19 protein-coding genes and 1 pseudogene are annotated in these 18,065 nt (G+C 61.4%); 3 read left to right on the forward strand and 17 right to left on the reverse strand.

All coding sequences use genetic code 11. From position 1 onward, the window contains the following. Positions 1-93: 93 nt before the first annotated feature. Positions 94-2,598 (forward strand): methyl-accepting chemotaxis protein, encoded by a 2,505-nt coding sequence (locus RHE_RS27720; protein ID WP_011428557.1) that lies wholly within the window; start codon positions 94-96, stop codon positions 2,596-2,598. A 46-nt stretch (positions 2,599-2,644) separates the two neighbouring features. Here RHE_RS27720 and RHE_RS27725 read toward each other — a convergent pair whose 3' ends face one another. The 5 genes from RHE_RS27725 to RHE_RS27745 form a co-directional block, all read right to left on the reverse strand. Continuing rightward, positions 2,645-2,896: a hypothetical protein gene (locus tag RHE_RS27725; RefSeq protein ID WP_041679325.1), complete on the reverse strand. Its 252-nt coding sequence runs from the start codon at positions 2,894-2,896 to the stop codon at positions 2,645-2,647. A gap of 113 nt (positions 2,897-3,009) precedes the next feature. Next, positions 3,010-3,519, reverse strand: coding sequence for a hypothetical protein (locus RHE_RS27730; RefSeq protein ID WP_011428559.1), 510 nt, complete (start codon positions 3,517-3,519; stop codon positions 3,010-3,012). 91 nt (positions 3,520-3,610) lie between these two features. After that, the gene (locus RHE_RS27735) at positions 3,611-4,744 is read right to left on the reverse strand and encodes an NAD(P)/FAD-dependent oxidoreductase (RefSeq protein ID WP_011428560.1); all 1,134 of its coding nucleotides are present in this window, start codon (positions 4,742-4,744) and stop codon (positions 3,611-3,613) included. A gap of 64 nt (positions 4,745-4,808) precedes the next feature. Continuing rightward, positions 4,809-6,350, reverse strand: coding sequence for an amino acid ABC transporter permease/ATP-binding protein (locus tag RHE_RS34910; protein WP_011428561.1), 1,542 nt, complete (start codon positions 6,348-6,350; stop codon positions 4,809-4,811). A 78-nt stretch (positions 6,351-6,428) separates the two neighbouring features. Continuing rightward, entirely contained in the window at positions 6,429-7,256 is an 828-nt protein-coding gene (locus RHE_RS27745; protein WP_011428562.1) for an ABC transporter substrate-binding protein, read from the reverse strand. 181 nt (positions 7,257-7,437) lie between these two features. Between RHE_RS27745 and RHE_RS27750 the strand changes: the two genes are divergently transcribed. Further along, a complete protein-coding gene (locus RHE_RS27750; protein WP_011428563.1) occupies positions 7,438-8,508 on the forward strand; it encodes a LacI family DNA-binding transcriptional regulator in 1,071 nt (356 codons plus the stop codon). A gap of 31 nt (positions 8,509-8,539) precedes the next feature. Here RHE_RS27750 and RHE_RS27755 read toward each other — a convergent pair whose 3' ends face one another. The 5 genes from RHE_RS27755 to RHE_RS27775 all read right to left on the reverse strand — a co-directional run bounded on the left by RHE_RS27755 (position 8,540) and on the right by RHE_RS27775 (position 10,217). Further along, a complete protein-coding gene (locus RHE_RS27755) occupies positions 8,540-8,803 on the reverse strand; it encodes a hypothetical protein (RefSeq protein ID WP_020919675.1) in 264 nt (87 codons plus the stop codon). A gap of 101 nt (positions 8,804-8,904) precedes the next feature. Beyond that, positions 8,905-9,135 (reverse strand): hypothetical protein, encoded by a 231-nt coding sequence (locus tag RHE_RS27760; RefSeq protein ID WP_042119993.1) that lies wholly within the window; start codon positions 9,133-9,135, stop codon positions 8,905-8,907. A gap of 54 nt (positions 9,136-9,189) precedes the next feature. Continuing rightward, positions 9,190-9,438: a hypothetical protein gene (locus RHE_RS27765; RefSeq protein ID WP_020919673.1), complete on the reverse strand. Its 249-nt coding sequence runs from the start codon at positions 9,436-9,438 to the stop codon at positions 9,190-9,192. Between the two features lie 65 nt (positions 9,439-9,503). Next, positions 9,504-9,911 carry a hypothetical protein gene (locus RHE_RS27770; RefSeq protein ID WP_011428564.1) on the reverse strand — a complete coding sequence of 136 codons (408 nt, stop codon included), beginning with the start codon at positions 9,909-9,911 and terminating at the stop codon, positions 9,504-9,506. A gap of 15 nt (positions 9,912-9,926) precedes the next feature. Then, on the reverse strand, positions 9,927-10,217 hold the full coding sequence (locus RHE_RS27775; RefSeq protein WP_041679324.1) for a hypothetical protein: 291 nt from the start codon (positions 10,215-10,217) through the stop codon (positions 9,927-9,929). A 406-nt stretch (positions 10,218-10,623) separates the two neighbouring features. Between RHE_RS27775 and RHE_RS33915 the strand changes: the two genes are divergently transcribed. Beyond that, positions 10,624-10,872 (forward strand): hypothetical protein, encoded by a 249-nt coding sequence (locus RHE_RS33915; RefSeq protein WP_020919671.1) that lies wholly within the window; start codon positions 10,624-10,626, stop codon positions 10,870-10,872. Positions 10,873-11,195: 323 nt separating this feature from the next. Here the strand turns inward: RHE_RS33915 and RHE_RS33920 are convergent, their stop codons facing one another. The 7 genes and pseudogenes from RHE_RS33920 to RHE_RS27805 form a co-directional block, all read right to left on the reverse strand. Beyond that, positions 11,196-11,357: a hypothetical protein gene (locus RHE_RS33920; protein ID WP_020919669.1), complete on the reverse strand. Its 162-nt coding sequence runs from the start codon at positions 11,355-11,357 to the stop codon at positions 11,196-11,198. An 83-nt stretch (positions 11,358-11,440) separates the two neighbouring features. Then, positions 11,441-11,629, reverse strand: a complete 189-nt coding sequence (locus RHE_RS27785; protein ID WP_020919668.1) for a hypothetical protein — start codon at positions 11,627-11,629, stop codon at positions 11,441-11,443. A gap of 9 nt (positions 11,630-11,638) precedes the next feature. Beyond that, positions 11,639-11,822, reverse strand: a pseudogene (locus RHE_RS35165) (hypothetical protein). Positions 11,823-11,832: 10 nt separating this feature from the next. Next, a complete protein-coding gene (locus RHE_RS27790) occupies positions 11,833-12,042 on the reverse strand; it encodes a hypothetical protein (protein WP_011428568.1) in 210 nt (69 codons plus the stop codon). A 191-nt stretch (positions 12,043-12,233) separates the two neighbouring features. Continuing rightward, on the reverse strand, positions 12,234-14,147 hold the full coding sequence (gene malQ, locus RHE_RS27795; RefSeq protein WP_011428569.1) for a 4-alpha-glucanotransferase: 1,914 nt from the start codon (positions 14,145-14,147) through the stop codon (positions 12,234-12,236). Continuing rightward, the gene (gene treZ / locus RHE_RS27800; RefSeq protein WP_011428570.1) at positions 14,144-15,937 is read right to left on the reverse strand and encodes a malto-oligosyltrehalose trehalohydrolase; all 1,794 of its coding nucleotides are present in this window, start codon (positions 15,935-15,937) and stop codon (positions 14,144-14,146) included. Before treZ ends, malQ begins: the two co-directional genes overlap by 4 nt. A gap of 448 nt (positions 15,938-16,385) precedes the next feature. Further along, complete coding sequence (locus tag RHE_RS27805) at positions 16,386-18,059, reverse strand: response regulator (RefSeq protein WP_011428571.1); 1,674 nt, start codon at positions 18,057-18,059, stop codon at positions 16,386-16,388. Positions 18,060-18,065: the final 6 nt, after the last annotated feature.

The following is an 18,065-nucleotide window of genomic DNA, read 5'->3' on the forward strand; positions in this document are numbered from 1 at the left end:
AATATGTGTCGGGACGGAGACGGATAGAGTCGATTCGAGCGGATCGGGACCTTCACTCGAGATCGGCTGCTTCCTGGAGGGGTGGAGGGGTTGATGTTGGGAAGGCTGTTATCGCGGGTTCGCATCCAGACGCAGGTGATGCTGTTCATCATTCCGTTCGTCTTGAGCATCCTGGCCGTGGGCGCGACGGGTTTTTATGCATCAAGTCTGCTTCAGGGACGGATGGATATTTCCAACTCCGTCCTGCAATCCTTGAGCGGCTTTCGCAATCTGTCGGCGGCAATGGCCGAGTTCCTCGCCAATGCCACGCAGGAAAACCGGGAGGCGGTCAACACCAGGCTTGCCGACCAGCGCAGGCTTCTAAAATCCGGCATCGAGCGGCTCAGCGCAGATCGCAGTGGCCGGGAGGAACTGGAGCAGGCGCTCTCTTCCATTGACGGAATTGAAGCCCGCATGAATTTGCTGTGGCAGTTTCACGAGAGCAGGGCAGCGCTGCTCACCGATCTTCAGAAAGCCCAGAGCGTCGTCGTATCGTCTCAGACAGATATTGTCGAAGGGACCAAGGCTCTCCAGCGTAACGCCGATCTGCAGGAGGATGAATCCCGCAACACCCGCGCCGACGCACAGCGTATTTCGGACTTCGCGTCCTTCGCCCAATCGCTGAACGACAAGGTCCAGGCAGCGGGCACCATTGCCGGCCCGGATATGGAGGAACTCGCCCGGCAGCAGCGCATCGTGGGAATGGCCCTGGGCGGCGAAGCGCCGGATGCCAAAAAGGCGATCGACGACGCCGTCGCTTCCCTGAAGCTGCTCGTCGAAACCTCCGGCCAGACCGATGAACGTGCAGCCCCGCTCAGCAATAAAACTGGCCAGATCGTCGGCAGGCTGCCCGAATTGCAGGTGGTCGCCACGCGACGGATGAAGGCGGTGACCGACAAGGCGGCCGAGACAGCCAAAACGGTCGAGCGCGCCAAGACCAGTCAGAGAGACGGTCAGAAGCTGACGACCTCGGCTTACGTGATCCAGATCGTCCTGGCGAAGCTGACGCTGGCCCCGACCGACGCAAATCTCCAGCGGCTTTCGCAGGAGATCACCGCCGTCAGAAAAGGGCTGGACATGTTGATTTCCAATGCCGGCGGCGTTGCACAATTCGACAATCTCAAACCGAAGCTTCTGCCGGCGCTGGACAAGATGCAGACATCCGCTGCCGACCTCGTCCGTATCAGCGGGCAGCGCCAGGACGAATTCCGTGCCGCCGCCGCCGACGTGGATCGGATGTGGTCCCAGCTGACGGCTTTCGCCGAAATGCAGCGGCAGAACGCGGCCGACGAACGCGACGACGCCAACTCCATGTCGCTCGGAACAACGATCCTCGGCGTGGTGAGCGCAATTCTCGCCGGCATCGGCCTGACCGTGACGCTGAAAGGGCCGATCAATCAGATCACCTCGGCAATGCGGCGACTGGCGGACGGCAGGCTGGAAACGTCGATCGTCGGCGAAAGCCGCGCCGATGAAATCGGCGACATGGCTCGTGCGCTTGGTGTCTTCAAGAACAATGCGATCGCCAAGGTCGAGATCGAGGAGCGCAGCGAGATCGAACGGGCGAGGGCCGAGGAAGAAAGGCACCGCAATGACGAGGAGAAACGCGCGGTCGAGCAGCAGATCGATTTTGCGGTGACGGCACTGGCCGAGGGGCTCGGGCGCCTGGCGCGTGGCGACATCTCCCAGACGATCGCAACGCCTTTCTTCGGCCGGTTGGAGCAACTTCGTAACGATTTCAACTCGTCGCTGCTTCGTCTGCAGGAAACGATCGACCAGATTCGCACCAACACGCGGATGATCGAGGGCAATGCCGGTCAGATGGATCTGTCCGCCAGCAACCTCGCGAAGCGCACGGAACAGCAGGCCGTAGCGCTCGAAGAGATCGCCGCCGCCATCGAGGAGATCACCACTACGGTTCGTTCGTCGGCGGCCCGCGCCGACGATGCCCGTGAGATCATCACCAATACCAAGAAGACGGCCGATTCTTCATCCGAAGTAGTTGCGAGCGCCATCCAGGCGATGAGCAAGATCGAAGCGGCTTCAGACGAGATCGTGCAGATCATCGGCGTTATCGATGACATCGCCTTCCAGACGAACCTGCTCGCGCTCAACGCCGGCATCGAAGCTGCCCGCGCGGGCGAGGCCGGCAAAGGTTTTGCGGTCGTGGCCCAGGAAGTCCGCGATCTCGCGCAGCGCTCCGCGGAGGCCGGCCAAAAGATCAAGGAACTCATCGGGCGTTCGCGAGCGGAGATCACCAATGGGACGCGGGTCGTTCGCGAAACGAGTGAAGTCCTCGGAAGCATTTCCGCAAAAGTGGTCACCGCATCCGAGCAGATGGATGTCATCGCCCGCTCGAGCCGGGAGCAGTACAACGCGCTGCACGAGGTCAATTCTTCCGTCAACAGGATGGATCATATGACGCAGCAGAATGCCGCCATGGTCGAGGAAACCAGCGCAGCGACGAAGGAACTTGCCGATGAGACCAGAACGCTCCTGCAACTGATCGACCAGTTCCAGCTGGATCAAGCCGGCGCAGGCCGCGTTGCCGCCGCTTAGAGCGTTTCTCCGCCTTCGTTGCCATGTTCAAACGTGTGCGGGTGCGTCAGTGATGGCTGTAGAGCGGCGGCGCGACCTCTTCATCGGCGAGTTCCGGGTAAAGATGTCTGCGCGTGCGGGCGAGCGATTCCGCCTCCCGGCGGTTCCGCTCCAGCAGCACTGCAGTAACATCCTTGTACGGTTCGCTCTCCGATACGGCGACGCGGACAGTTCCGCCCTGCGAGAGGAAGTCGCAGAACGACCGTACCGAGCGAAGACGCGTCGTAATCTCGACGTAGCGATCGTCATGTCCAGCCATGTTCGCCTCCGTTTAAAGCAGTAGCATGTCACGAACACTTCGGCGAGATGATGGCGTCCGTTCCAGGGTGAAGAATCCGACGCGCGATCTCACGCAGAACCATCCGCGCGCCGTCACCGCCGGGCAGGCTTTCGATTCATCGCAGCGACCGCCAGGGGCAGCGCCGTTGTCACGACCGTTCCCCACGGCAGCCGTCTCAGCCCCCTTGTGATGACGAAGGCACCCGCCATCGCGCCGGCGAGCTTCAGCCAGGGCTGGTCGCCGAGTTGGGCATGGGCGCTTGAATCAGCCCATCGGACGTTTTCGGTCACGACGGTCGCGGCCTGGCGTCGGATTCCATGAAGGCGAGCCCGAAGTATTTCGAGTTCCCACCTCAATTCCTGCATCCGGTTTTCCAGGATGCGCTCCCCGGAGCTCCGCACCGGTTCGCCCACCTGATCTTCGGTCGGAGCGGACACATCTCTGCCCAATTCGGCAAAGTAGGCCCGGTATTCTGCCTCGCTCACGAACCCCTCACGCCGAATGAGATCCGGATTGATGGTCGGTTCTTCTCCATTCGGCAGCGAAGCGGCGGCATCGCCGCGGTTATCTTCGGCGTCGAAGGCGGCTTGATCCTTGGACATGATGGGTCTCCCTTTGGTTCCTCCCGGCAGAACGCTCGATAGCTCTAATTGATCCGTGCCGGTCAGGCGGACGACCACCTCGTGGCGGTCATCAGGACGCTGTACTGAACCGCTCGGGGCGGAAGTCCGCAAGCAGCGGGTGGCGGCAGCCCATTGCGATCTCGTCCGCCAACAACTCGCCGGCGATCAGGCCGAGGGTGGCCCCGCTATGGCTGAAGGCGACGAAATAACCCTGAATTGATGACAGCTCGCCGAAAACAGGGTCGCCATCACCCGGAATAGGTTTCGGCCCGATCCCATAATCTTCGATCTCAAGCACCGGATTGCCTTCGAGGACTCTCGACGCTTCTCGCAGCAGTCCCTGCAGCGTCGATTGCCTGACATTGTAGCTACCATCGGGGTTGGCGCTCACCTCTTCCTCCGACCAGGCGGAATCCAGTGCGAAGCCGCCATTGGGCATCGGTCGAATGGCGACGCGCGGGGTGTTGAGGACGGCCTTGAGCGGGTGGCGGATCGGCTTTGTCCTGACAAGAAGGGCGACGGATGTCGCATCCTCGATCTGCTGGCCAGCCTTCGCAACAATTGCGGGAACCTCGCTGCCTGCAGCGAGCAGCACGGCGTCGGCGTCGTGACGCGTGCCGTCCGCCGTGATGACGCCGCGGGCACGCGCATTCCTGACATCGACCGCCGCGCGTCCGGCATCCCTGATGATCTCACCGCCCAACGCGCTGAATTCTTCCGCAAGCCTGCCGATCAGAGATGGAAGATCGACCCACCCCTCCCCGGGGTTGAAGATTGCGCCTTGCGGCGTCACGGTGCTTGGATCGACGCCGGGCGTCACCGCAGCGATCTTCTCCGGCGTGAGCCATTGCGCGTGATAGCCGAGGTTACGCTCATAGTCGAAGATTTCAGCGATCTCGTTGGTGGCGTCGTCCGCGTCCCAGGTCAGGCCGCCGTCGAAGCGCAGCCACGGCGCATCGGGATATCGAGCAGCTAGCGTGCGATAGCGGTCAATGCCTGCGAGACGCAGCCGGTGATAGGCATCGGAGCGTTTTCGCGCCGAGTTCAACCAAGCGAGCGACCGGCCGGACGCACCGTTGGCAAGCGGGCCATCATTGACAAGCAGGGTATCAGCCCCGAGCCGCGCCAAATGGAGCGCGGTCGAGACGCCGAAAATACCGCCGCCGATGACAACGACCTTCGAAGGTTTGCTGGATGCATTCATGTCGGGTACCCTGTTTCTGCTCTTGCTTGATCGAACCGAATTGCACGCGTTACGGGCTGGCGCCTCAGAGAACTTCCGCAAGGAAGCGCTTCAGCCGCACGCTTTGCGGATCGTCGAAAATCTGCTGCGGCGAGCCGGCTTCGACGATACGGCCCTCATCCATGAAGACCACCTGGTCGGCCACGCGGCGGGCAAATCCCATCTCATGCGTCACGACGGCCATTGTCATGCCTTGGCGGCCGAGCGTCGCCATCAGGTCGAGCACGCCCTTCACCAGTTCGGGGTCAAGCGCGCTCGTCACTTCGTCGAACAGGATGATCTCCGGATCCATGGCCAATGCCCGCGCGATCGCGACGCGCTGCTGCTGCCCACCGGAGAGGCCTGCCGGCCGGTGGTCCCGGCGTGCGGCCAGACCGACATCTGCCAGGCGGGCCTCGGCGACGCGCCGCGCCTCCTGCCTCGGCATCTTCTTGATCTTCGTCAGCGCAAGCATGACGTTTTCGAGAGCGGTGTGGTCGGGAAACAAGTTGAAGTGCTGGAATACCATGCCGACCCGGCGGCGGAGCTTTTCCGGCCTCATCGCCAAAATGCTCTCGCCGTCGAGCCGTATGTCGCCGCCCTTCGGCTCGACGAGCCTGTTCATGCAACGCAGCAGGGTCGATTTTCCCGAACCGGAAGGGCCGATGATGCAAGTGACGGTTCCGGCGGGGATATCGAGATCGACACCCTTGAGTACCTCGAGCTCGCCGTAGGCCATGCTCAAATCCCGGATTTGCAGGGTCCCGCCCCTGAAATGCCGGTTATCGCAGTTCGCGACGCCGGTGATGGAGTGGGGGCCCGATGGCGCCGCCGCAAGCTCGCTCACCTCGACCAATCCGCTCGCCGGACCGGGACCGCGCCCCTGCTTTCCCAATCGCAGCCTCGCGTCGATATGATTGACGAAGTGGGTCAGGGGCACGGTGATCGCGAGGTAGAAAACACCTGCCAGAAGCAGCGGCGACAAATTGCCGGTCACGACCGCTTGGTCTTGCCCGACGCGGAAAATCTCCCGCTCGGAGGCGAGCAATCCGAGGAAATAAACAAGGCTCGAATCCTTGACGTTGCCGATGAACTGGTTGACCAGCGCCGGCAGCACGCGCCGCACACCCTGCGGAATGACGATCAGGCGCATGCCTTGCCCGTAGCTCATGCTGAGCGCCCGGCAGGCCTCCATCTGGCCACGCTCGACGCTTTGGATGCCCGAGCGAAAGATTTCGCCAATATAGGCGCCGGCGATCAGGCTGAGCGCCAATATCCCGAGCGGGAATGGCGACGGGCCGAAAATATCCCGTCCGATCCGGGCAAAGCCCTGGCCGATGATCAGGATCGTGACGATCGCCGGCAGCCCGCGAAAGATATCGGTATAGATGCGCGCCGGCAGCCGCAGCCAGCGAGACTGGGAGATACCCATCACGGCAAGAACCATGCCGATGATGACGCCGAGCACGGTCGAGGCCGCGGCCAGGATCAATGTATTTTTCAGACCGATGCTGATCATGCTCGGCAGCACGTCCGCCATCGCGCTCCAATCGAAGAAGCTGCGGCGCAGATTGTCTATCCAGTTCATCGGGATCCCCATGAAACCCTTGCCGGGTACGCCAACCGCCGAGACTCGGCCGTCCGCGGTCGGCGGACGGCCGTAGGCTCATTTCTTGGGGAGATATTGATCCGGCATCGGTGAGCCGGGGAACCACTTCTCATAGAGCGTCTTCCAGGTGCCGTCCTGCATCGCGTCATGAAGGGCGCCGTTCAACGCCGTGCGGAAGGCATCGTTTCCCTGCCTGACCACGAAGCCCGCCGGCGCATCGAAGGACGGAATGTTGACGGCGACCTTCAGCGCGGGATAGCGCTCGCCATATTGCTTGGCCGCTTCGTAGTCGAGGAAATGCGCGTCGATCGTGCCGTTGTTGAGTGCGGCGACGGCGGAATTGTTGTCGGGAAATTTCACGAGATCGGTCTCGCCAAAATTCTTGGCGGCGTAGACTTCCTGCAAGGTTCCCTGCACGACGCCGAGCCGCTTGCCCTTCAGCCCGGCCGCGTCCTTGATGGCCGCGTCCGGCGTCAGCACGGACAGATAACCGGCGAGATAGCCGTCGGAGAAATCGACGGTCTTCTCGCGGGCTTCGGTGGTTCCGATCGCAGCGACGGCAACGTCGAACCGCTCGTTTGCAACCGATGGCAGGAGCGCAGAAAATTCCTGGCCGGTGAACGTCACCTTGTCCTTTGCAAAGCCGAGACGAGACACGACGTTGAGAAATAGTTCGATGTCGAAACCGGTGAACTGGCCATCCGCGGTCGCAAATGTATAGGGCTTGGCATCGCCCATCGTGCCGACACTGATGACGTCGGGCTCGATCAGATTATAGGGATTGTCGGCCGCCGCTGCGAAACCCGCTCCCATCGCCAGAAAGCAAGCCGCGAGGCCGGCTTGCAGAGGCGCAATGACTGCCGGCAGTGATTCAAAAATCTTCATGTTCGTTCTCCGCTCCGGAAGGAATGCTCTTGTCGGCATTAGCTGTTTATCCGCCCCTGCCGCCGTTTCGCGGCAAGTCGGCCCGCAATGATACCGGTCTCCAATCAAAAGAGACCGGTCTCACGACAGATTTGATAACTGTCAATTGACCGCCCGTCAACAACTCTTGTAGTGCTGCGGCATGGAAGATTCCGCTGGTCCGAAACGTTCAGTCACGGTCGCCGACGTCGCGAAGGCGGCACGGGTGTCGAAAGCGACGGCCGCCCGCGTGCTTGGAGGCTACGGCGTCGTCAGCGACAAGATCAAGGATCAGGTCATGGCGGCGGCGGCCGCACTCGAATACCGGCCGAACGAACTTGCGCGAAGCATGAGCACTGGCCGGTCCGGCATCATCGGGATCGTCGTCGGCGATATCGAAAATGCGTTCTTCAGTCTGGCAGTGCGCGGCATCAGCGATGCGGCTCGGCTCGCAGGCTTCGACGTGATCATTTCCAATTCGGGCGAGAAGCTCGAAGCGGAGAAATCAGCCGTCGACCTCCTGATCGGCAAGCGTGTCGATGGCTTGATTGTCACGCCCGCCCGCTGCGACAGCATCGAACATCTCCGGCATGTCGGCCGCGCCGGTATGCCGCTGGTCCTCTTCGACCGGAGTATCCCGGAGCTCGCTGTCGACGCCGTGACCGGCGATGATCGCGAGGCCGCCATCGCCGCCGCCCGGTTTATGGTCGAGGCGGGACATCGACGTCTCGCTTACGTCTCGGCCATGGACCCCGAAGGCGACGGCCTCACCGATCTCACGCGGATATCGAATTCTGCCGTGCGTGAACGCGTGGAGGGCTTCGTCAGCGTCCTGACGGAGGCAGGCTTGCCCAGTCCCCTTCACTATGTGCGGCTCGGTGCGACCGACCAAGCGCAGACGGACGCCGTGATGAAACGTCTGCTCTCGGACCCATCGCCGCCAACGGCGATCCTCGCATCGGATAGCCTGGTGGGGCTGCGCGTCTTCAAGTCGCTGCAATCACTCGGCCTCTCAATTCCCGACGATATCTCGATGATTTCCTTCCTGGATGCCGATTGGACAAGCGTTACCGTTCCCCCGATTACCGTCGTCGATCAGCGCGTTTACGAGATGGGCAAACTCGCCGGCGAGCGGCTCGTCGCCCGCATTGAACAGATCCCCCTTGCCGTTGAACGGCTGCGAGTCAGCACCAGCCTCGTCATACGCAGTTCGGTCGCAAGGATTGGCCGGTGAGTTTGGTCCTAAGCAGGATGTGAAGCGAGGTCTAATCGAAAAGTTCACCGTGGCCAATCTGCTCCCGCTTGCCTGGCACGTCGCTAATCGCGGGGTCGTCGGCAGGATCGGGATCTTTTCTGTTGGCTTCGGTTAGAAACCGCGCCGCCTCGAGGAATGCGACCGAGATTTCCTCGGTTCCCCATCCGGCTTCGTTAGCGGCGGCGATCAGCCTCTCCAAAGCGTCGCGCGCAGCAGCGCTCGCTTCTTCGAAGCGCTGAGCGGGAGCCTCGGCTTTTGGCGGTGGAAAGGTCATCGGCGTTCCCTTCATGGTCTGGCTACCCAGGATGAACGCAGCTCCCCCGAAATGGATGCACCACCAACACGATTTAGCAGCGGATGCGCCTGCTTTCCCGATCAGATGACCGTCTGCAGCAGGAACGGGGAACGCTCCAGCGGACGCTGGGCGAGGATCTTAAGCATCGCCGGGCCCTGTATGCCGGTTGTCGTGCGCGAGCGGCCGTCGTGATAAACGACCGTCATGACCTGGTTGAGCATACCATAGCGTATCTCAGCGATCGTCCGGGTGTGAACCGGAAATACGAATTCGTCGGGCTCGGATATTTGTCCGGAGGTTTTCAAAATCATCGCGAAGCCCCAAGCTACTTGTGGAGGCGGCGAGCGCCTACGAAAGTCACGCATTTAGTGCAATGTCGTTTGTAACGCATGGACACGAGCGGTCTGCGGCCAGCGTTCGCTCCTGCGTGCGAGCGACCGGACGGCCTCCTCCACGGCAAGAACCGCGTCCCTCAGCCGCTCGATCTCATAGTCGAGTTCATGTCGCTCGGCCTCACCAAGATCATGCCTGTCAAGCAGCCCTCTCGCCGCCTCGATCAAGCGCTCCGCGCGCCGGACAATATCGAGAGCGCTTCGTATAAGGACGTCGAGCATCCATGTCCCTCCTTGCCTGACTGAGAGTCGGGCAGAATCGGGATGCTGGCAATCCTAAAATCTTGTCAGATCCGCTCGCGCATCCTGTCGTAGAAATCCCTGAGATCGCGCAAGGCCGACGGTCCACGCTGGCGCGGCGAGGAGAGCTGGCGTGATGCAAACACCGACAAACCCGCGATAGCAGCCATAAGAACGAACGTTGAGAGCGGATAATGTTTCACCAGAGCCTCGGTCTCGAGGACCGCCTTTCCGGCGCCAACTTTCGCCGATCGCCCGGCACTGATGACCTGTTGCTGTAGCCTATCAACCTGTTGCCGCAGAGCGCTCAATTCTGTGCGCAAATCGTCCTCGGCCTGGCGGGGAACCCCGACAGCGGCGGTGTTGATATCGACGATCCCTTTCGGAACCGGCTCGCCGATCTTGGCTCCCTCGGTGTCGAGCGTCGTCCCCACTGTGTTCTTGCGGCGCGGCATGATCAGGTCTCCTTCCTAGTCGTCGTCGAGCAAAAAAACCGGTCGGTAATGGCGCTCGGCGATCAGCAAGCTCCGGTCGGGCCGGATAATGTAGATCTCCTCGACTTGCCGCCCCCATTGATCCGTGAAGGTGTGCGGGAAGGATGAACCGACCGGCGATCTCGTCAACTTTGTGCGCGGTTGCCCCTGATAGGTAATGCTGCCTGGAACTGGGGCCAGCCCCGGCGACGAGTAGCTGCCTGCGCTGGTCGTGCAATCCGTCAGCGCGATGGCCAGAACCAGCACAAGCCCCATGCTCCGCCTCATCGAATCCTCCGGCTGCTTCGGCATTCGCCTGTCGCACAAGTAACAAGGCGCGGCGGACATTGTTCCAGAATCCGGTGGCACCAGGAAGGAGTTCTTCTTAGAACAGGAACAACCGTGCCATGCGTCGCTCGACCAGGGGCCGCCCCTCCGAAAGACCATTCTGCGGCGCTGCGTCGATGCGCTTCGCCGAAGCGGAAGCGCCGAGCTGGCGCGCCAACGTTTCATCCAGGCCGCCATTGCCGCGGGTGCTCTTGCCTGAGGCAAAAGAGGCTCGGCCCGCCGCTTCGACGTAGCTCGTCCGTGCGCTAACGCACCAAGGAAACAAGCCGCTTGGTATCAAAAAGGGCGGGCATTATCTTGATTAAGTAAAGGGGACGACATCAAGCGGCAATCGTGGCGGGCGTTCATGGTGATTTTCAACAGACCGGTACTACCGCAGGATTTCAGATGCCTGTCGAAGGCCGTTATGAGTTGGTATCGCCATTTCGGCGTCTCGGTGAGCGAACACGACAGCCAGATCCTGTGCAGCGCCGCCATCCAGCTCTTCAATGAAGGGAAGACCGATGTCGATGACCTCGCCGCAGGATTGATCGAGATGTTTCCCGCCCCGGATCTGCTCAAGATTAACGCTCCTACCTCGCAGTCGATCCACTAACGTCTGCTCGAAAGGTGGAATCTCACTTGCGCAAAACCGCAAGGCGTACTGTCCCAGCCCAAGTGCGGCCGGGGCCGACAAGGAGAGGCGTCGCTGTCGCGATCGAGGAAGTAAAGCAGTCCATTCGCCTCAGTATGATCTCGAGGAAATCTGAGACAGGGGTCCGGGCGAAATCGGATGAAAGAACAGGATCCGAAAAGGGCGGCATCCTTCAGGACTTCGCGATCACCCAGCGTGCCGACGAAATCGAGTGACGCTGCGGCGGCCGAAGACATCGGCATCCCAAGCGTGAATGAAATCCTGACCCGCCATCAACCCGACAGCTAAAGCTCGTCGCTGCGACGCTTTACCGCGTGTTTTAAAGCCAGCAAATGTCGGCGCCGTTCGATCATGTAGTCAGCATAACCGACGCAGAGATAAAGCAATGTCGGGCCGGCGTAGATGAAGATGAGAGCCAGTGCAACAAGGATGAATGCGGTCGTCATGGTCTGTTTTCCGTCATGTTGATCATGTGAAGCGGTGGACCTCGTGCCTTGGGCTCATCAGGTTCCACCGCCAGGTCGGTTCCTCACTTCTGTCTTGCGTCGTGGGTGTGGTGGCGATCATGCTCGCCGCCGCCGCCGGAAATCTTGCTTCGCGTACGTCTGTCGGGCTCGGCTGCCGGCTTTGGTATCTCAAGCGGCGCCTTGGCGTTTTCGTGGGATGCGCCTGGGCCGCCCTGGCGGATAGTCGACGGGCTCTTCTTCGAGGTAGACATCAATGCCTCCTACCTGTCCTGCTGGTAACCCTGATGGGTTGTGTTGACTTTGGTATTTCCTTGTTGACCTTTCTTTTCAGGGTTTTCGCTGCCGACTGCCATCGCAGGATCCTCTGCCTGGGTCCGCGCCTGCTTGCCGGCTCCCTTGTTGCTGACGTTGTCGGCGGGAATGGGGGGGTAATCTGCTGCTCATCACCTTGTCCTCATTTGGGATTCCGATTGGAGCTGTGATCCGAGTATTGCTCGGTCTGCACCGTCTTGCCGTCGAGGCCGCGCTCTTTGGAGTGCCGGCTCTTGTCGCGGTTCGAAAGAACCGTGTTCTCGGGAAGCTTTTCCCCGTCGAGATTGGTCATCGCGCCACTTCCGTCCCCCTTCCCCTTCGCGCCAATATGTTTCCGGTCGGCATGTGCCATGATTTTCTCCTTCCATTTATGGAGTCAAACACGCCAGGCAGATGGAGGTTCCGGGATGCGATACCTTCACATGGAGATCGTCGGGAAGCGACAATGCCTGCGTGGCGTTCATGATGCCCAGGGGCACTCGTCCTTCCTCGATTTCTACGGGGACTTCGACAAGTGGTCTTTGGCTTTCATCTCGGCGATCCTTATCCCTGTCTCTTCGAAATCCGCCTGCTCCCTGATCGTTCCCCTGCCGCGTGAATCCGTGGCCTTTCCTCCCGCATCGCCGCCGTAATGCGATCCAGCAGTGGGTTCGACGCCAGGCCCTCCAGCGACACCGACAGCTTCGGCTTCCAGTTGGGGTAGCTATCGCTCGTGCCAGGGATGTTGGTGGGCCTTTTCTCGTCAGTCAGGTCGGCAAGCCTAACCGCGACGAGAAGCGATGGAGTACGGGCGATGAAGCGGTAGGCGCTGACAGTCAAGTCCCTCAAGGTCTCCCGACTTGCTCTTGCACCGAGACGAGTCGGCACATCGATGCCGGCAGCGCGGAGCGCCGCCTTCAGACTTCGTCGCTCGCGCCGGCGCTGCTGGAGATGTTTTGCCGTGAGATCGGGCGGCACGATTCCGTGCTCGCGACGATCCTGGATGTCGGCGCTGCGCCACCAGCCGGCAAGCGTCTGATGGTCGTGCGTCGAAATGCAGGTCAGGCCGAAAACGGGATAGGCATCCGGCGGCTTGAAGCCTTTCCCGTCTTGTTCATAGGAGAGAATGCGATACGAAAGGATCTGCGCCGCCGCGAGCTCGTCAGGCAAATCGGGCGGGATCATTCCCAACGCTTCACCGATGACGAGGCATCGATACTCGGCGGACGTCTCGGCCAGGATCTGCAGAAGCCGATGCTGGGGGTAGCGGACATAGGCGCCGCCATCCGGCCTGCTGCCGAGAGGCACCAGAAAGAGGCGCCGGAGCGCCGGGGCGTGATCGATACGGATCGCACCGGCATATCGCATGGCGGCGCTCACCATGCGCCGGTAAGGAGAACTGTCTCCCGCAGCGATCGCCGACGGCAGATATCCGGCGAGATGCCAGTCCTGCCCCTCTACCGCGAACGGATCGGGAGGACTGCCGATGGTCGCCTTCGAGATATAGACATCCGGCTCGCTCCATGTCGCCGATCCGTCGACCGCCTCGCCCACGGCAAGATCGAGATAAAGCCCGATCCGCAGGCCGGCTTCGCGCGCCCGGTCCGCCGCCTGCAGCAACTGCCCGTGGGCGAGCCACTGCAGCCACATATGAAAACGGACCTCGTCCTCATGCTCACGCGCGAATTCGGCGACGGCAGCGCTGTCGAAGCGCCGGAAATCTGCCGGCCATGCCTGCCAGCCGGCGCCTGCCCCATGCTCCACCATGAAAAGCGAAAGACATTCAAAGAGCGCATGGCGCCGCAAGCTGTTGCCGCCTCGCGCGACGAAGGCATCGAAATCGACGCGATCGTAGGTTTCATCGGCGGCGCCCGCCTGCAGCCAGGCGCGCCAGAGATCCCGCAGAGTTCCAAGCTTGGCCCTCGCAACTCCGGCATAATCGACGAGGTTGCTTCGGCGAAGTCCCTCCAATTGCCGTTCGAGTTGGGCACTACCGACAAAACCTGGCAATCGGTCGACCGCGATATAGAGCGGGTTGAGATGCTGACGGCTTGAAGGTTCATAGGGGCTGCAGCGATCGGGATCGGCAAGAAATGGTGCGTGAAGCGGATTGAGGCCGATGAAATCAGCCCCAAGCTTCCCCGCCAGGTCGGCCGCATCGGACAAATCCTCAAAATCTCCGATGCCCCAGTTTCGCGCCGAACGCAGTTCGTAAAGCTGCAAGCTGATCCCCCAGACCCGCGTCTTGAGCAGGAAGTCCGGCAGAAATGACTGAGGGATCGTCTGATCCGCCCGCTCCGACTCCTGCCCCCGTCGCGGTCCCCTCGTCTCGCGATCTGCCGAAAGTTCAACTTCCAAAGCCGAGAGTATCTTGCGTTTGGTGTCGGCGGAAATCGTCACCTCACGATCCTCGGGACTGGGCCTGGTCGGACTGATCCCGTATCGCCGGGCGAGCTTGTCGAGCTCGGCAGATTTCATCGTCCGATCGCCTTCATGCCCTCACCTTTCGAAATGCTCCAGATCACCGTCCAGGGCGCCAGTTTGCCTCCATCGCTGCCGCCGAGGCGGAAGATCATCTCCCCTTCGTTGCGCTGCTGGAGAAGCGGCGCCGCCTCGCTGCCGAGATTGGCATCCAGATGAAGGCGCCGGTCGCCGGCCAGGGCCCAATCCACCACAAGCGTCGAACCCGCGGAGCGAGAGACCGCATTTCCGCCGCCGGCGCCCTTCAGCAGGGGCACGATCCTTTGATGCCGGAGGTCGAGAAGCATTCTGTAGAATTCAAGCATTTCCGACGAGGTACGTTTCGACCAGTCGAGCTTGGCGGCCGCAAAGGTCGACGGCGCCGTCGGATCTAGAAGCTCGTCAGAGTCGAAACCCGGCAGGCGCGAAAGCTCCTCGCGCCTGCCCTTCCTGACCTTCTCGTTCAGGCTCTCGTCGAAATCGCAGAAAAACGGAAAAGGCTCTCGCGCACCCCATTCCTCACCCATGAACAGCATCGGTATCTGCGGTGCCAGCAGGTAGATTGATGTGACAGCCTTGACGGCGTCGGTCGGGCTCGAAGCCATAATCCGGTCCCCCAGCGCCCGGTTGCCGATCTGGTCATGATTCTGGATAAAGGACACGAAGGCGGTGGGCGGCAGATGGCCGCTCGGCCGACCTCGGCTTCGGCCGCGATACGGCATGTGCTCGCCCTGGAACACGAAGCCTTCCGTCAGCGCCCTGCCGAGCTTGCCGGCGTCACCTGCATAGTCGGCATAGTAACCGAAGGTTTCACCCGTGGCGGTAATATGAAGCACATGGTGGACATCGTCGTTCCATTGGGCCGTGAACAGCCTTGCCTCGCCGTCTGCGTCACGTTTCAGAAGGTCGCTGTCATTCGCCTCATTTTCCACGATCAGATGAACATGCCGGTCACCGGCCGCAGCCCTGACGCGGCGGGCCAGCGCGTGAAGAAGATGCTCAGCGCTATCGTCCTTGATGGCGTGGACGGCGTCGAAGCGAAAACCGTCGAGCCTGAACTCGTTGATCCAATAGGTGGCGTTCTCGATGAAGAATTCGCGGATCATCTCAGAGCCGTCGCCGTCATAATTGATGCCGTGGCCCCAGGGCGTCCTGTGATGATCGGTAAAGAGCGGCGCGTAGGAGGGAATATAGTTCCCGTCGGGTCCGAAGTGGTTGTAGACCGCGTCGAGGAAAACCGAGATGCTACGCTCGTGCGCCGCATCCACCAGCGCCATAAGATCTTCCGGCCGGCCGTAAGTGCTGTCGGGTGCATAGGGAAGCACGCCGTCATAGCCCCAGTTATAGCGGCCGGGGAAGTCGCTGAGCGGCATGATCTGCAGCGCCGTGACGCCCAGTTCCCGCAGATGATCGAGACGATCGATCGCGGCCTTGAAAGTCCCCTGCGGTGTGAAGCAGCCGATATGCAGTTCGTAAATGACCATCTCCTCCCAGGGCCGGCCGGTCCATTCGCGCGTGTTCCAGCGATAGGCAGCAAGGTCGACCACTTCACTTGCACCATGCACATCCTGCGGCTGGAAGCGCGAGGCAGGATCGGGAATTTGAAGACCGTCCGGCAGGATGAAGCGATACTGCGTACCGGGACCCGCGTCCGCGACCGTGCATTGATGCCAGCCGTCTTCAGCCGCTTGCATCGGGCGCGGATCAGTGCCTTCGATTTTCAATGAAACGCTTTCATGCAGAGGAGCCCAAAGGCGAAACAGAACGCCATCTTCGGTGAATGCGGGGCCGAATATCATTTTGGTCAAGGGAAGCCTTCGGCGACGTTAGGACGGAATTTAAGTAACTTTTGTCAGAGCAAAAAGTTTCGCCTGGGTGGTGCGTCAAGCAAGCGAGACCTGGTCAGCGGGCGGCTCAAATCCGGATTAGCCGCAGCTTGGTCTCGTTGATCGTGAAAGATTCAGGCGGATCCGCTCATGCTCCGTCTCGCAACCCGGTGCTCCCCCGGATGCAACATGCGCACAGATACAATCCTCAATTGTGTCAATCTGCCACGCGACGGCCGGCATGTTCAATTATCTCAGTGAGTTAAGCTGTAGTCAGCTGACTGCATCGGCAGACACCACACCCTTCGTCAACTTGCGGCCTGCTTTGTCCCCTCGCCGCGATGTCAGATTTCGAAGATATCCCAGCCGATCCATGTGGCCTGCCCGCGCCAATATCGCGCCATTGTCGCAGCCGCCCTTTCCAGCCCCATCACGCTGCCGCGACCTTGTTCCTCAGCGCCTCGTCCATGGCCGCTTGGAGCTGCTCTTGCGTGAACGGCTTCGCCATCCTGAGCATCCGGCCGAGCCCCTGATCCTCGGCAAGCTCGACATAGCCTGAGGCGAGGATCACGGGCAGGTTGGGGAAGGCTGAACGAAGGTGGCGCGCGAGCTCGGCGCCGGTCATGCCCGGCATGGCATGATCGGTGATGACGAGATCACACTTCTGCCCGCCGGCGAGGAATTCCAGGGCCTGAGTAGCGGAAGCCGCCTCCCGCGGCAGGTGTCCGAGATCCTCCAGCATTGCCACGGTCCCAGTCCTGACGAGGGCATCGTCGTCGACGACGAGGATGGCAAGCGATCGCGAGACCGATTTCAGGGGTTCCACGTCCGCAGGCACGACCGCCGGCTGCGCCTTGGCAATGCTCTGCGCGACCGGCAGCCAGAGGGAGACGGTCGTGCCCTTACCTCTCGTGCTCGAAATCTGGATCGAACCGCCCGATTGCGCTGCCAGGCCGTGCACCATCGACAGGCCGAGCCCGGTGCCCTTGCCGATTCCCTTCGTGGTGAAGAATGGCTCGGCGGCGCGCAGAACCGTCGCTTCGTCCATCCCTTCGCCGTCATCCGAGACCGATATCCTGATGTAATTCCCGCCTGCAAGACCGGCCGGCCGAACCTCTTCCGCCGCAGCCGCGACGGTCACTGCACCGCCGCTTTCGAGCGCATCCCGCGCATTGACGAAGAGGTTGAGGAGCGCCAGTTCCAGCTGATTGCTGTCCACCAGCAGTGGTTCCAGATCCGCTGGGATGCGCTTGCGGATCTCGACCCGCGGTCCGACCGCCTTGGCGAGCAGATCCTCGACGTTTTCGAACAGCCGGAGAAAGTCGACCGCCTGCGGCTTCAGCTCCTGTCGGCGAGCGAAGGCAAGCAGGCGCTGGGTGAGCGCCGTCCCGCGTTCGGCCGCCTGGATGGCGTTCGTCACCAGGCGTTCGCTTCGCTCATCCGCCGGAAGCCGCTTCTTTAGCAGACTGAGGCTGCCGAGCACCGCCATGAGAAGATTGTTGAAATCGTGCGCGACGCCGCCTGTCAGGTGGCCGATCGTATCGAGCTTCTGCGCCTCGAAGAGCTGCGCCAGCGCCTCCTCACGCTCGCGCGTCCTTTGGTCGATGCGGTGCTCGAGCTCCTCGTTCAGCTGGCGCAACTGCGCCGCCGACGCTTCGAGCTCGGCGGTGCGCTGGTGCACCCTCGCCTCCAGTTCGGCATTCAGACGTTCGAGTTCTCGCGTCTTCCTGTAGAGATCGGCAAAAACCCTGACTTTGGCCCTCAACACCTCAGGCACGATCGGGACGGAGACGTAGTCGACGGCGCCGACCGCATAGCCGCGCAGCCGGTCGGGTTCGGCCAGCATCACGGCGGAGACGAAAATGATCGGCGTGTTCTGATAGCGCGGGTGCTGCCGGATCATGCCGACGAGTTCGAAACCGTCCTGTTCCGGCATGCAGACGTCGACGAGGATCACGGCGATCTCGCTTCGCAGCAGATGTTCGAAAGCTTCGCGCGCCGATTGCGCCTTGATCAGGTTTTCCTCGAGCTCTTCGAGAATAACTTCGTAGCTCAGGAGCTTCGCGGGCTGGTCGTCGACGAGGAGGATGTTGACGGGGTTCATGGCCGG

It is taken from the genome of Rhizobium etli CFN 42 (genome assembly GCF_000092045.1).
Taxonomy (GTDB): Bacteria; Pseudomonadota; Alphaproteobacteria; order Rhizobiales; family Rhizobiaceae; genus Rhizobium; species Rhizobium etli.